Here is a 13,775-nt window from a genome sequence, read left to right as displayed (position 1 = left end):
TGGGATCTCGCGGCACCCGACCCCCCCAGGCGGCGGGTCGCGCCGTTGGTGTTCATGCCGGCCGCCCGGGGAGTGGGTCAAGAGGAGAGCCGGTGCGCGGGAACGCGGACCGGACGGGTCCCGGGGCCGCCGATGTGGGAGAACGGCTGCCGGCGCCAGTCGAACCCTTCCGGGAGCGTGAGCAGCGTCGCCGCGTCGTGGTCCTGCGCGGCCCCCTCGTCGTCCGCCGGTGCGGCGTCGCTCACCGGGCGCCCCGAGCCCTGGCACACGGTCAGGCCGAACGGGTTCCACGGTGAGGCGCACAGCGCGTGCTCGGGCAGCGTGTCCTCGTCCGCCAGCATGGCGATCGGCCGCGCGCAGTCCGGGCAGATCACCCGGAAGATCTCGTAGGTGTCGAAGACGTCGAGCGTGTCGTCGAAATTGTCGTCGAGATCGGGAACGTCGCCGTCCAGGGCGTCGTGATCGGCCGTCGCGGAATCGGGCTTAACGCGTCGCATGATGTCCATCCCCCTCGGGTGGGCCGGACGGGCCGCCGCTCCTGCCGACTTCTTCTGATGGGCGGCCCCGGCCAACACGAGCAATTCCCTTCATGCCGCGCGCATAATCGCTCGGCCGCACGGGATACGGGGTCACTCGTGTGGCATTGCTCACACGAGAGGCGTGGACGTGCTCACGACCCGGCGCGCGGTGCGCGCACGCGCCTGCGCACAGTAGGTTGATCGCGTGGAGGAGTTGGACCGACAAATCGTGGATCTGCTCGTCAAGGACGGGCGGATGAGCTACACCGACCTGGGCAAGGCCACCGGCCTGTCCACGTCGGCGGTGCACCAGCGCGTGCGCCGTCTGGAACAGCGCGGAGTCATCCGCGGCTATGCCGCCATCGTGGACCCGGAGGCCGTGGGACTGCCGCTCACCGCCTTCATCTCCGTCAAGCCCTTCGACCCCAGCGCGCCGGACGACATCGCCGACCGCCTCGCCGAGGTCCCCGAGCTGGAGGCGTGCCACAGCGTGGCGGGTGACGAGAACTACATCCTCAAGGTGCGCGTCGCCACGCCCCTGGAGCTGGAGCATCTGCTTTCGCGCATCCGGAGCCTGGCCGGCGTGTCCACCCGTACCACCGTCGTCCTCTCCACTCCGTACGAGGCCCGTCCGCCACGGATCTGAGCCGGGGCGGCCGGCGCGCGCGGGCGGCCTGGTTCCCCCGACGGTCGCGCGGTGCGCCCTGGGGCGGTGTCCCGCGCGGCGGCGCCCGTGTCGTGTGCGTGCCGCCCGAACGGTGGCGGGGCCGGGCCCGTGGGACGGGGAGCCGGACCCCGCTCGCCGGGCGTGTGCCCCCAGGGGCCAGACTGTCCGGTATGAGCGATCGCGTTTCCACGCCCGACCGGCCCCGTACCGTCCTGCTGCGCGGTGGGGAGGTCCACAGCCCCGCCGATCCGTTCGCGACCGCGATGGTGGTCGAGGGCGGCAGTGTCGCCTGGGTGGGGGAGGAGGGGGCCGCGGACTCCTTCGCCGACGGCGTGGACGAGGTGGTCCACCTGGACGGCGCGCTCGTCACCCCGGCGTTCACCGACGCACACGTGCACACCACCTCGACCGGTCTCGCGCTCACGGGACTGGACCTCTCCGCCGCCCGCACGCTGCCCGACGCGCTGGCCCGCGTGCGCGCGTACGCCGCCGCGCGCCCCGCGGACCGGGTGCTGCTCGGCCACGGCTGGGACGCCTCGGTCTGGCCCGAGCGCCGGTCCCCGCTGCGCGCCGAGCTGGACGAGGCCACCGGCGGCCGGCCGCTCTACCTCACTCGCGTGGACGTCCACTCGGCCGTCGTCACCACCGCCCTCCTCGACCTCGTGCCCGGCATCCGGGACCGGGCCGGGTTCGACGGTGAACGGCCGCTCACCGGGGACGCCCACCACGCGGTGCGCCGGGCCGCGTACGCGACGATCACCGCCGAGCAGCGCGCCGCCGCCCAGACCGCCGCGCTCGCACACGCCGCGTCCCAGGGCATCGGCACCGTCCACGAGTGCGCGGGGCCGGAGATCTCCAGCGAGGACGACCTCGCCGCCCTGCTCGCGCTCGGCGCGCGCGGGGACGGCCCGCGCGTGGTGGGGTACTGGGCGGAACTGGTCACCAACGCAAAGGACGCCGACCGGGTGCGCGACCTCGGCGCGATCGGAGCGGCCGGCGACCTCTTCGCCGACGGCTCCCTCGGGTCGCACACCGCCCACCTGCACGACCCCTACGCCGACGCGCCGCACACCGGCGCGGCGCACCTGGACGCCGACACCGTCGCGGCCCACGTCGCGGCCTGCACCGAGGCCGGGCTCCAGGCCGGCTTCCACGCCATCGGCGACGCTGCCCTCACCGCCGTCACCGACGGGGTGCGCGCCGCCGCCGAACGCGTCGGCCTGGGCCGGATCCGCGCGGCCCGGCACCGCGTGGAGCACGCGGAGATGCTCACCGGGGCGACGATCGCGGCGTTCGCCGAGTACGCGCTGACCGCCTCGGTCCAGCCCGCCTTCGACGCGGCGTGGGGCGGCGAGGACGGCATGTACGCGGCCCGGCTGGGCGCCGGGCGCGCGCGCACCCTCAACCCGTACGCCGCCCTCCTGCGGGCCGGGGTGCCGCTGGCCCTCGGGTCCGACAGCCCCGTCACGCCGCTCGACCCCTGGGGGACCGTTCGCGCCGCCGTCTTCCATCGCACTCGCGAACACGGCATCTCCGCGCGGGCGGCCTTCACCGCGCACACCCGGGGCGGCTGGCGCGCCATCGGCCGCGACGACGCCGGCGTCCTGGTGCCCGGCGCCCCGGCCGACTACGCGATCTGGCGCACCGGCGACCTCGTCGTCCAGGCCCCCGACGAGCGCGTCGAGCGCTGGTCCACCGACCCGCGCTCCGGCACGCCCGGCCTGCCGGACCTCACGCCCGGCCGGGACCTGCCCGAGTGCCTGCGGACGGTCGTGGGCGGACGCACCGTTTACCAGCGGCCGAACGAGTGACATTCGTGTGACGCCGCCCGGGCTCGCCTCGTCAGTCGCCGCACCGGTGGTCACTCGCGTCACCTGCGGCACTCCGCGCCGACCTGGGGCGACGCGGAAACCACGCAGGTCGGGCAACTGTTGACAGCGGGCGGGCGACGGCCGGTAGGTTCGGCCGGGTCCACCACAGGACGTCCGGCCGGGAGACCTCCGCGCACCCGTCGCACGCCGCTGGGCCAGGGGCGGCGCGCCGCACCGGCGCACCACCACCGGGAGCCAGGTCCAGCATGCGCGGCACGGGGCCAGGGAAAGGTTTCCGCCGGCCGGCGGGTGTGACCCGGGTGGGGCCCGGCAGCTCAGTAGACAACGGCTTTCGGTCGACCCGCAGCCAGCGGGCGCCAGGTCGGCCCGAAGGGCGCCGGGCCCTGATCCGCAGGGGGTGTGGGGACGCCGCGGAGTTCCGCGGCGGTCCCGTAGGGGACGGTCTGGGCGTCGTCACGTGGGCGGACGGTCCGGGCTCCCGCGCGGCCTCGTCCGGCGCCTCGTCCGCCTCCGTTCGTGAACGGTCTGCTCCTCCCCGCCCATGGCCCGCGCTTTTCCGCCGCCGCACCCCAGGTCCGTTGCCGCCCCCTGCCGATGTACCGTCGCCTCACCACAGCACGACCAGGAAAGGCCGCGACCGTGCCCATGGGTTCCCAGACCGCCGCAGACGGCGTCACCGGTTTCATCGGCGACGCGCCAGAGCCGGCCGCAGGGCACCGGAAGGAGGCCGGAGACGGCTCCTCAGGTGGCTCCGCGCCGACCACCGGTCCGCCGTCCGACGACGGGCCGGCCGGCGACCTCACCGCCCGGGCGGACCGACCACCGGCGTCCGCCGGGACCGTTCCGTCCGATCAGGCCGACAAGACCGGCAAGGCCGCTGAGCCTGACCAGGCCGATGAGCCTGAGAGTGCCAAGGCCGACGCCAGCGCCGCGCCCGCCCCGTCCGCCGGGGACGCGCCACCGGCGCCCCGGCCCGGCCGCCTCCGGCGCCTCGCGGCGCTGGCGCGGCGGGAGGCGGTGCGGACGGGGCTCGCCGTCGTCAGCGGACTGGCGCTGGGGCTCGCCTTCCCGCCGTTCGACCTGTGGCCGCTCTCGCTGGTCGCCGTCGCGGCCTTCAGCCTGCTGACACGGGGGCGCACGGCCCGGCAGGGGGCGTGGACGGGGCTGGCCTTCGGGCTGCCGTTCTTCTGCCTGCTGCTGCAGTGGCTGCGGGTCGTCGGGTGGGACGCGGCCGTCGGCCTGTCCTTCGTCCAGGCCTGCTACCTCGTCCTGCTGGGCGCCGCTCTGGCCGTGACCTCGCGGCTGAAGGCGTGGCCACTGTGGTCGGCGTGCCTGTGGATCGCCGAGGAGTGGGTGCGTGACCGGGCGCCCTTCGGGGGGTTCCCCTGGGGGCGGCTGGCGTTCGCCAACACCGGGTCGCCCTTCACCCCGCTCGCGGCGCTCGGCGGGGCGCCGCTGGTGACGTTCGCGGTGGCGCTGACGGGCGCCCTGCTCGCCGCCGCGGTCGTCGCCGTGCTGCGGCTGCGCGCCCCCGGCCGGTCCCTGGCGCGGGCGCTGCCCGCCGTGGAGGCGGTGGGCCTGGCGGCGGCGGTCGGCCTCTCCGGGCTCCTGGTGCCCGTCCCCACCAAGGCCGACGACACCGTGGACATCGCCATAGTGCAGGGCAACGTCCAGCGGCCCGGCATGGACTTCCTGGGCCGTCCGATGATGATCCTGGACAACCACGCGCGGGCCACCGAGAAGCTGGCCGCGGACGTGAAGGCGGGCCGGGCCAAAAAGCCGGACCTGGTCGTGTGGCCGGAGAACGCCTCGGACCTGGACCCGTTCCGCTACCCCGAGGCGTACGACCGCATCGACGAGGCCGTGAAGGCCGTCGGCGTCCCCGTCCTGGTCGGCGCGCTCGTCGACCACCCCGACAAGCCCGGCTACGTGTACAACCAGGGCATCGTCTGGGACCCGGCGAAGGGCCCCGGGGCCTCGTACACCAAGCAGCACCCGGTGCCGTTCGGCGAGTACGTGCCCTTCCGGGAGCAGCTCAGCAAGATCATCACGCGGTTCCAGCGGGTGCCGCGCGACTTCTACCCCGGCGACCACACCGGTCTGCTGCGGGTCGGCCCCGCCAAGCTGGGCGACGTCATCTGCTTCGAGGTCGCCTACGACGAGATCGTGCACGACACGGTGGACGCGGGCGCCCGCCTGCTGGTCGTCCAGACCAACAACGCCACGTACGGCCGCACCGGACAGCCCGAGCAGCAGCTCGCCATGTCCCGGCTGCGCGCCGTCGAGCACGGCCGCGCCGTCGTCACCGCCGCCACCAGCGGCATCAGCGCCATCGTCGCGCCGGACGGCACGGTGACCCAGCGGATCCCCGAATTCACCCAGGGCGTGATGTCCGCGACCCTCCCCCTGCGTGACGGGAAGACCGTCGCCGACCGCGTCGGTGCGGCTCCCGAGTGGGTGATCGCTATCGTGGGCCTTCTGTCCTGCGCCGCCGCGACAGTCATCGGCCGGCGCGGGCGTACGAAGGACGAGAAGAGGCAGCAGTGACAGACGGCGGTCAGCGGCAGTACGGCCCGCTCGGCACCACCTTGGTGATCATCCCGACCTACAACGAGGTGGAGAACATCGAGACGATCGTCTCGCGGGTGCGGTCCGCCGTCCCAGAGGCGCACGTCCTGGTGGCGGACGACAACAGCCCGGACGGCACCGGGAAGGTCGCGGACGAGCTGGCCGCGGCGGACGAGCGGGTGCACGTCCTGCACCGCAAGGGCAAGGAAGGCCTGGGCGCCGCGTACCTCGCGGGCTTCCGGTGGGGCATCGAGAACGGGTACGGCGTCCTCGTCGAGATGGACGCGGACGGCTCCCACCAGCCCGAGGAACTGCCCCGGCTGCTCACCGCCCTCAAGGGCGCCGACCTGGTGCTCGGCTCGCGCTGGGTGCCCGGCGGCCGGGTGGTGAACTGGCCCCGGCACCGGCACTTCCTGTCCCGGGGCGGCAGCACCTACTCGCGCCTCCTGCTGGACGTGCCGCTGCGCGACATCACCGGCGGCTACCGGGCCTTCCGCAAGGAGACCCTGGAGGGGCTGGGCCTCGGCGAGGTGGCCTCGCAGGGCTACTGCTTCCAGGTCGACCTGGCCCGGCGCGCCATCCAGGCGGGCTACCACGTCGTCGAGGTCCCCATCACCTTCGTCGAGCGGGAGCGGGGCGACAGCAAGATGAGCCGCGACATCGTCGTGGAGGCCCTGTGGCGGGTCACCGCCTGGGGCGTCGGGTCCCGGGTCAACAAGCTGCGGGGGCGCCAGGAGACCCCGGGGGCCGCGGCTCCCGCGGCGACGCCGGCCAGTGCGCGGCGCGAGTCGCCGGCGGGTTCGTAGGGGGCCGTCGGGGCGCGAGGACGGCAGGTCCACGACGCCGGGTCGGAAAGGGCTCAGGGGAGCGCTTCCCGGCCCGGCGTCGTGTTTTCGTTGTGTTTCCGGTGGGCGGTGACCTCGGCGGTGGTCGGTGCGGCCGTCCGGGGCCCGCGTCGCGTGAGGAGTGAGGGGAACCTGTCCGTGCGCGGTCGGCCCCGGGCGGACAGGACCCGCGCGCGGACGGGAGCCCGGGCGCGGACAGGACCTGCGCGCGGATGGCCGAGGAGCTGTTCCGTCCGCCCCGAGCCCGAGTTTTCCGCCGAAACGGCGGGGCACTCAGGGCGCATGGTGCAGATCGGCTACACGATGATGACCGAACACGCGGGGCCGCGTCAGCTCGTCGAGGACGTGGTCCACGCCGAACAGGTCGGCTTCGACTTCTCGGTGACCTCCGACCACTACTTCCCGTGGCTGGCCACCCAAGGGCACTCGCCCTACGCGTGGGCCGTCCTGGGCGCCGCCGCGCAGGCCACCTCGCGGATCCCGCTGATGACGTATGTGACCTGCCCCACGGTGCGCTACCACCCGGCGATCGTCGCCCAGAAGGCGGCGACGGTCCAGCTCCTCTCGGAGGGGCGCTTCCGGCTCGGGCTGGGGGCCGGGGAGGCGCTGAACGAGCACGTGGTGGGCGCCGGATGGCCCGGCATGGCGACGCGGCACGAGATGCTCACCGAGGCGGTGGAGATCATCCGGGCGCTCTTCGGCGGCGACTACGTCAACCACCACGGCACCTACTTCGACGTGGAGGCGGCCAAGCTCTGGGACTGCCCCGCCGATCCGCCGCCCATCGGCATCGCCGTGTCGGGGGAGCGGTCCTGCGAGATCGCGGGACGGCTCGCCGACCTGGTTATCGCGGTCGAGCCCAAGGGCGAGCTGCTGACGGCCTTCGACCGGCACGGCGGCTCCGGCAAGCCGCGGGTGGGCCAGGTCCCCGTCTGTTACGACGCGGACCGCGAGACCGCCGTACGCCGCGCGCACGAGCAGTTCCGCTGGTTCGGCGGCGGCTGGAAGGTCAACTCCGAGCTGCCCAGCCCGACGGCGTTCAAGGCCGCCACCCAGTTCGTGCGTCCCGAGGACGTGGCGGCGTCGATCCCCTGCGGGGACGACGTCGACGCGTTCGTGGAGGCCGTGAGGCCCTACAAGGAGGCGGGCTTCACCGAGGTCGCCCTCGTGCAGGTCGGGGGCGAGCGGCAGCGGGAGTTCCTGGACTGGGCGGGGGAGAAGCTGCTGCCCGCGCTGCGGGGGATGTGAGGACGGCCGGCCGGTTGGTCCGGTTCGGATGTTCCGGCTGGTCCGGGCGTGAGGTCAGTCGGCCGGCTCGTCGGGCGTCGGGTGGTCGGGGCGCGTGCCGCCGCTGTGGACGGCGCCGCGCCGCCCCGTTCCGGACACGTCCGGGTCGGGGAGATCGGCGTCGGCCTGCTCCTCGGCGTCGTCGTCCTTGTCGCCGCCCGCGCGGCCGGTGCCCTCCCACGGGTCGGGCGTCGTCCGCGGCTCGCCGGCCTGCTGGTCGGGCAGGTCCCGGGGGACGCCGGTACCGCCTTGCTCGGGTGTCTCGGCCCTTCGGTCCATCGCGGTGGTCCTCCTCGGACGGGAGCGTGGGGAGGGCGCCCGGGCCCCGCGCGGGAGCCGGCCGCCGGGTGGCGGTGGGCGCTGGTGGGCGTACCTCCCGGAGTACGCCCTTTCGGGTGCCCGACCGTCCGGGCACCATGCGCGCCGACCCCGAGGAGAAAATCATGGAGCTCGCCGTCGTGCTGGACTGCGCGGACCGAGAGGCGCTGGCCGTCTTCTGGGCCGACGCGCTCGGCTACCGGCGGGTCCGCGCGCAGCCCCCGTACGTGGCCCTCGCCCCACCGGAGGGGAGCGGCCCCGAACTGCTCCTCCAGCAGGTCCCCGAACCCAAGCGGGGCAAGAACCGGATGCACATCGACCTGCGGGTTCCCGCGCTGGAGCCGGACCTCGGGCGGCTGCTCGCGCTCGGCGCGCGGCTGCTGCGCGGCCCCTTCGACGACGAGGGGTGGTGGACGGCCGTGCTGGCCGACCCCGAGGGCAACGAGTTCTGTCTCATCGCCGTCCCCGGAAGCCCCCCGCACGCGAGCGCTGTCAGTGCGGCCAGGCACACTTGAGCCATGACGTTCCACGCCACGCCGCAGTCCGGCTCCCGTCCGCCCCAGCGCTCGCGCGCCCGCCGGTTGCTGCCGGTGGGCATCGCCGTCTGGCTGGTGCTGGAGATCTGGCTCTGGACGCTCGTGGCCCACGCCGCGGGCGGGCTGACCGTCCTGCTGCTGATCCTCGCGGGCATCGTGCTCGGCGGCTACGTCGTCAAGCGGGCCGGCCGCCGGGCCTGGCGCGGCCTGACGGGGACGTTCCAGGGCGGCGGCCCCACGCCGAAGGACGCCTCCCCGGGCGCCACCGCGGACGCCTCCTCCGGGGGCAACGCGCTGCCCATGCTCGGTGGCCTGCTGCTGATGTTCCCCGGCCTGATATCGGACGTGGCGGGGCTGCTGTGCCTCTTCCCGCCCACCCGCTCCCTGATCCGCCGCCGCGCCGAGCGGGCCCTGTCGCGCCGTACGGGCTTCTCCCCGGGGAGCTTCGCCCCGGGCCCCTTCGGGGAGGCCTTCGGCCGGTCCGGCCCGCGCCACCCGGACGACAAGGTCGTCCCGGGCGAGGTCGTCCGCGAGGACGAGCCGCCCGCCCAGAGGCGTCAGGACCCGCCGCTGCCGAGGTGAGGTGGCGCGCCGGTGCGGCCGAGGTGGGGTCTCGCGGCCGGGTCACTGAGGTGGGGCCGCTATCAGGCGGCTGACGAGGCGGGCGTCGCACACGCGGGTCGTGGCCGGCCCGTCCGGCCGTCCTGTTACGCCTTGTCCTGGGAACACGGCGCGGAACCGGTGGCCCCGGGCCGAGGGCGCTACCAGGTGGCCGACGAGGGGGGCGGGCGTCGCGCACGCGGTCGTGGCCGACCGGCTCGGCCGCTCCGCCTCGTGCCGGGAGCACGGCAAGAGCCGGGTGCCCTGAGGGTCGGGCGCGAGCCGGGTCCTCGGAGGCCGCAGCGAGGGCCGGGCTCTCCGAGCCGAAGGCACGGCAAGGGCCGGGGCCACCGCGATGTGCGGTGGCCCCGGCCCTGGTACTGCTGGTCGCCGTAAGGCCGCCTCAGGCGGACTTGCGGTTGGTGTCGCGCGGATGCACGGCAATGTTCATGGTGCCGGAACGCAGGACGGCCAGCCTCTCGGCCAGTACCTCCTCCAGTTCCTCGCGGGTGCGCCGCTCCATGAGCATGTCCCAGTGCGTACGCGCGGGCTTGCCCTTCTTCTCCTCAGGGCCGTCGCCATCCACCAGGAGAGCTTGTGCACCACATACCTTGCACTCCCACTCCGGAGGAATCTCGGCCTCCACCGAGAACGGCATCTCGAATCGATGTCCGTTCTGGCATGCGTACTCCACCGCCTGGCGCGGGGCCAGGTCGATGCCGCGGTCGGTCTCGTAGCTGGTCACCACGAGTCGCGTGCCGCGTAGAGCTCGCTCACTCATGAATCGTGCCTCCCGGGCTTGTCGCCCACAGGACAGGTGTCGCTGTCGTCGTCATCCGGTCAACGTCCGGTCGGCGGTGAAGATTCCCGAAATCGGGACATGCGCCCACCCGTCGCCCACCACCGCCGATGACGGAGGCGCTACGCGCCGCTGCATTCTTCGTGCCGCCCCTTGTTGTACCCACCAGCGCCCGGTTTGTCACATCTGGCAGCAGATGTCACCCAGCGTTTTTGTTGCCTAAACGCGCAGTAACGGTCCGTCTGGTGAGCCAAGCGCGTACACTACCGGCCCGCACCCGACATGCCTAAATCCGGCCCGGCGTGCCGTCCCTCGCCGGGGTCGTCCGGCCCTTCCGGAACCGGAGGTTCCCCGCTTCGGGCCGTGCCCCTCGCGCGTCCAGCGCCGCCCGCGGCGCCGGGCAGGTCGTCGGTCGTGATCCCGTCCAGTCCGAAGTCCGGCAGGTCCGCCAAGCACCGGGGGCGTTCGCCGTCCACCGGGGGCGTGGGCCGTTCGCCGTCCATACGCGCACCTGGAGCCCCAGCGCGTGCGCGGCCCGCAGGAACGGCCGGTCCATCACGCGGACCCCCATGTGCCGTACCGGGGCCTGCGCGCGGACGGCGTCGCGCCGTACGGCGGCCCCCCGGCGGGCCGGTCCAGCGGCACCCCGCGCCCGTACGAACACGGCCGCGGCCCCGCCGCGCCCCCGGTGCCGAGCGAGGAGGCCATCTCCGCGCCCCGGCCGGGACGCCCATGCCCCCGAGCCTCCGTTTGCGATGAAGAGACATGACGTAGATCAAATTGAAATATTTTCAAGGCGGGAACAGCCCCCCGCACACCCGGTCCCACGCGTCGGCCCGGCCCACCACCGGGAGCAGCGGTTCCGGCGCCGCCTCCGCCCTGATGTTTCCAGGTGGCGGTAACCGCGCGTCACGGCCCGCCGGAAAGCGGGCGCGGTGTTCTCCGGGCCGTCCGCCGCGCCGCCCCGGGGGCGAAGGCGAGCGGGGCCGGGTGGTCGAGGCAGGGATGGCGGGGCGGGGTCACTCGGGCGGCGTCGCGCGCTTCCGCGAGGCGGTGCCGCGCGCCACCACCGGGGACGGCGCCCCTTCGGGCTCGCTGAGGGCGAAGAAGCGCAGGAAAAATTGGGCCAGTGGCCCGATGGCCAGCGCGTAGAGCACCGTCCCGACGCCCACCGAGCCGCCGAGCACGAACCCGACCGCGAGCACCGTCACCTCGATGCAGGTCCGCACCAGACGAAGCGGCCGGCCCGTACGCCGGTGCAGCCCCGTCATCAGCCCGTCCCGCGGCCCCGGACCGAAGCGGGCCGAGATGTAGAGCCCCGTCGCCACGCCGTTGAGGGTGATGGCGAGCGCCAGGAGGGGGACGCGTGCGCCCAGGGCGGAGAGGGGCGGCAGCAGCGTGAGGGTCGCGTCCATCACGAGGCCCAGGATGATCACGTTGGACACGGTGCCCAGGCCCGGTCGCTGCCGCAGCGGGATCCACAGCAGCAGGATCAGCGCGCCGGAGACGATCGTGACCGTGCCGATCGACAGGCCCGTGTGCCGGGAGATGCCCTGGTTCAGCACGCTCCACGGCTCCAGTCCCAGTCCCGCCCGCAACTGGAGCCCCATGCTCACGCCGTACAGGACCAGCCCCGCATACAGGTGGGCCAGCCGGCGGGGGAGCCGCCGCCCGCGCCACGGAGCGTCCCGGCGCGCCGCTGCGGCCGAAGTGCCGTGGCCGGACGGCGCCGGGGTGCTGTCGTCATCGGACGGCGCTGTTCCGGCGTCCTCGTGCGGTGCGGCCGGTGCGCGGCCCGCATGCGGGAGGGGCCGGCCGTCCTCGGGGAGGGGGTAGCCGTCCTTGGGAAGGGGGCCGCCGTCCGTCACGGCCCCTTCCCCGGACTCGTCGGCGGATTCCTCGGCGGCCGTTCCGCGATCCGTCGTCCGGGCCCCGTGCTCCACCTCCGCGGCGGTCCCCGACCGCCCGTGCGGCGCTCCTGTGACGTTCAAAACCTGTCCCCCTCCTGGCGCGATTGGACCGACGCGTGACACTCTGTGGCTCGTCGGCGCGACGGCTCCAGGGCCAATCCGGGGAAGGTGGACTGATCGAATGACGCAGTGGACCTCGGCAGTGGGCGCGGCCCAACTGGCCCGTCTGCTCCGGTCGCAGGACGCCCGGGACGCGGCGCGGGCCGCGGGCACCCGCCGCGTCCCGGCCTACCGCGGCCTCGCGGACGGCGTGCGCCTGCTCGTTCTGGAGGGGCGGGTCCCCGTCGCCGCCCGCCTCCCGGCCGAACGGGAACTGGCCGCCGCGCTCGCCGTCAGCCGCACCACCGTGGCGGCGGCGTACGAAGCCCTGCGCGGCGAGGGGTTCCTCGCCTCCCGCAGGGGCTCGGGCAGCTGGACCGCTGTACCGGCCGGGAACCCGCTGCCCACCCGCGGCCTGGAGCCGCTGCCGCCGGAAGCCGTCGGCTCCATGATCGACCTGGGGTGCGCCGCCCTCCCGGCGCCCGAACCCTGGCTGACCCGGGCCGTCCAGGGAGCCATGGCCGACCTCCCGCCGTACGCCCACACGCACGGCGACTACCCGGCCGGCCTCCAGGTGCTGCGCCAGGCCCTGGCCGACCGGTACACCGCACGGGGCATCCCCACCATGCCCGAGCAGATCATGGTCACCACCGGCGCCATGGGCGCCGTGGCCGCCATCTGCAAGCTGATCACCGGGCCCGGCGAGCGGGTCGCCGTCGACTCCCCGTCCTACGCCAACATCCTCCAGCTGATGCGCGACGCCGGCGCCCGCCTCGTCCCCGTCGCCCTCGGGGAACGGCTCACGGGCTGGGACATCCCGGCCTGGCGGCAGGTCCTGCGGGACGCCGCGCCCCGGATGGCCTACGTCGTCGCCGACTACCACAACCCGACCGGCACCCTCGCCACCGAGGACCAGCGGCGCCGGCTGGTGGCCGCCGCGCGCGCCGCCGGCACCGTCCTCGTCGTCGACGAGACCATGACCGAACTCCGCCTGGACCCGGAGGAGGACACCGACCCGCCCCGTCCCGTCTGCGCCTTCGACCCCGCGGGCAGCACGGTGATCACCGTCGGCTCCGCCAGCAAGGCGTTCTGGGCCGGGCTGCGCATCGGCTGGGTGCGCGCCGCCCCCGACGTCATCCGCAGCCTGGTCGCCGCCCGCGCCTACGCCGACCTCGGCTCGCCGGTGCTCGAACAGCTCGCCCTCACCTCGCTGCTGGAGACCGGCGGCTGGGAGGACGCGGTGCGGATCCGCCGGGAGCAGGCCCGTCAGAACCGGGACGCGATCGTCGCCGCCCTCCGCCGCCACCTGCCCGACTGGGAGTTCTCCGTGCCCGGCGGCGGTCTCACCCTCTGGGCGCGTACCGGGGGGCTGTCGGGCTCCCGGATCGCGCTGGCGGGGGAGCGGTTGGGGGTGCGGGTGCCGTCGGGGCCGCGGTTCGGGGTGGACGGGGCGTTCGAGGGGTTCGTCCGGCTGCCCTTCACGGTCGACGGCGCCGTCGCCGAGGAGGCCGCCGTGCGCCTGGCCAAGGCCGCGGACCTGGTGGCGACGGGGGCGGCCGTGGAGATGGAGGGGGCGCGGGGGCTGGTGGCGTAGGGGGCGGCTTCGGGGCCGGTGTCTCGCTGCGGCTGCGTCGTCCCCTTCTCGACGGGCGGACGGGCCCGGTCTCGGCCCTCGGTCCTTCCCGGGGCCCCGGCCTCGGCCTTCCCCGGGCCCTGGGCCTCGGCCCTCGGCCTTCTCCGGGCCCCAGTCCTCGTCCTCAGCCTTCTTCGGGCTCTGGGCCTCGGCCTCCTCGGGG

At 74.6% G+C, this 13,775-nt stretch carries 12 protein-coding genes and 1 pseudogene; 8 read left to right on the top strand and 5 right to left on the bottom strand.

All coding sequences use genetic code 11. The features are described from left to right. Positions 1-77: 77 nt before the first annotated feature. On the bottom strand, positions 78-506 hold the full coding sequence (locus tag ABZX96_RS37190; protein WP_355553834.1) for a hypothetical protein: 429 nt from the start codon (positions 504-506) through the stop codon (positions 78-80). 217 nt (positions 507-723) lie between these two features. Here ABZX96_RS37190 and ABZX96_RS37185 point away from each other — a divergent pair, with 217 nt between their 5' ends. From ABZX96_RS37185 to ABZX96_RS37165, 5 genes are all read left to right on the top strand, one after another. Further along, positions 724-1,164, top strand: a complete 441-nt coding sequence (locus ABZX96_RS37185) for an Lrp/AsnC family transcriptional regulator (RefSeq protein ID WP_242587056.1) — start codon at positions 724-726, stop codon at positions 1,162-1,164. A gap of 191 nt (positions 1,165-1,355) precedes the next feature. Next, the gene (locus ABZX96_RS37180; RefSeq protein WP_355553825.1) at positions 1,356-2,996 is read left to right on the top strand and encodes an amidohydrolase family protein; all 1,641 of its coding nucleotides are present in this window, start codon (positions 1,356-1,358) and stop codon (positions 2,994-2,996) included. Positions 2,997-3,662: 666 nt separating this feature from the next. Beyond that, positions 3,663-5,564 carry an apolipoprotein N-acyltransferase gene (lnt, locus tag ABZX96_RS37175; RefSeq protein ID WP_355553831.1) on the top strand — a complete coding sequence of 634 codons (1,902 nt, stop codon included), beginning with the start codon at positions 3,663-3,665 and terminating at the stop codon, positions 5,562-5,564. Continuing rightward, complete coding sequence (locus ABZX96_RS37170) at positions 5,561-6,391, top strand: polyprenol monophosphomannose synthase (protein ID WP_355553822.1); 831 nt, start codon at positions 5,561-5,563, stop codon at positions 6,389-6,391. The genes lnt and ABZX96_RS37170 overlap by 4 nt, the downstream gene beginning before the upstream one ends. Positions 6,392-6,712: 321 nt before the next feature. After that, on the top strand, positions 6,713-7,678 hold the full coding sequence (locus tag ABZX96_RS37165; RefSeq protein ID WP_355553819.1) for an LLM class F420-dependent oxidoreductase: 966 nt from the start codon (positions 6,713-6,715) through the stop codon (positions 7,676-7,678). A gap of 54 nt (positions 7,679-7,732) precedes the next feature. Here ABZX96_RS37165 and ABZX96_RS37160 read toward each other — a convergent pair whose 3' ends face one another. Continuing rightward, a complete protein-coding gene (locus ABZX96_RS37160) occupies positions 7,733-7,996 on the bottom strand; it encodes a hypothetical protein (protein WP_355553816.1) in 264 nt (87 codons plus the stop codon). 116 nt (positions 7,997-8,112) lie between these two features. On the opposite strand from ABZX96_RS37160, the gene ABZX96_RS37155 reads away from it, so the two are divergent. Further along, positions 8,113-8,550, top strand: coding sequence for a VOC family protein (locus ABZX96_RS37155; protein ID WP_355553813.1), 438 nt, complete (start codon positions 8,113-8,115; stop codon positions 8,548-8,550). A gap of 3 nt (positions 8,551-8,553) precedes the next feature. Then, positions 8,554-9,153: an FxsA family membrane protein gene (gene fxsA / locus ABZX96_RS37150; protein WP_355553811.1), complete on the top strand. Its 600-nt coding sequence runs from the start codon at positions 8,554-8,556 to the stop codon at positions 9,151-9,153. Between the two features lie 421 nt (positions 9,154-9,574). Here fxsA and ABZX96_RS37145 read toward each other — a convergent pair whose 3' ends face one another. The 3 genes and pseudogenes from ABZX96_RS37145 to ABZX96_RS37135 all read right to left on the bottom strand — a co-directional run bounded on the left by ABZX96_RS37145 (position 9,575) and on the right by ABZX96_RS37135 (position 11,580). Then, positions 9,575-9,952 carry an RNA polymerase-binding protein RbpA gene (locus ABZX96_RS37145; RefSeq protein WP_355553808.1) on the bottom strand — a complete coding sequence of 126 codons (378 nt, stop codon included), beginning with the start codon at positions 9,950-9,952 and terminating at the stop codon, positions 9,575-9,577. Between the two features lie 508 nt (positions 9,953-10,460). Further along, positions 10,461-10,993, bottom strand: a pseudogene (locus tag ABZX96_RS37140) (hypothetical protein); the annotation flags it as partial. After that, positions 10,990-11,580, bottom strand: coding sequence for a hypothetical protein (locus ABZX96_RS37135; RefSeq protein ID WP_355553829.1), 591 nt, complete (start codon positions 11,578-11,580; stop codon positions 10,990-10,992). The gene ABZX96_RS37135 and the pseudogene ABZX96_RS37140, both read right to left, overlap by 4 nt. Positions 11,581-12,061: 481 nt before the next feature. Here ABZX96_RS37135 and ABZX96_RS37130 point away from each other — a divergent pair, with 481 nt between their 5' ends. Then, complete coding sequence (locus ABZX96_RS37130; protein ID WP_355553805.1) at positions 12,062-13,573, top strand: PLP-dependent aminotransferase family protein; 1,512 nt, start codon at positions 12,062-12,064, stop codon at positions 13,571-13,573. Positions 13,574-13,775 lie beyond the last annotated feature (202 nt).

Source organism: Streptomyces sp. NPDC003077, assembly GCF_040611095.1.
Classification (GTDB): Bacteria; Actinomycetota; Actinomycetes; order Streptomycetales; family Streptomycetaceae; genus Streptomyces.
The sequence above is the reverse complement of the archived record's forward strand: the minus strand, read 5'-3'. Positions and strand labels throughout refer to the sequence as shown.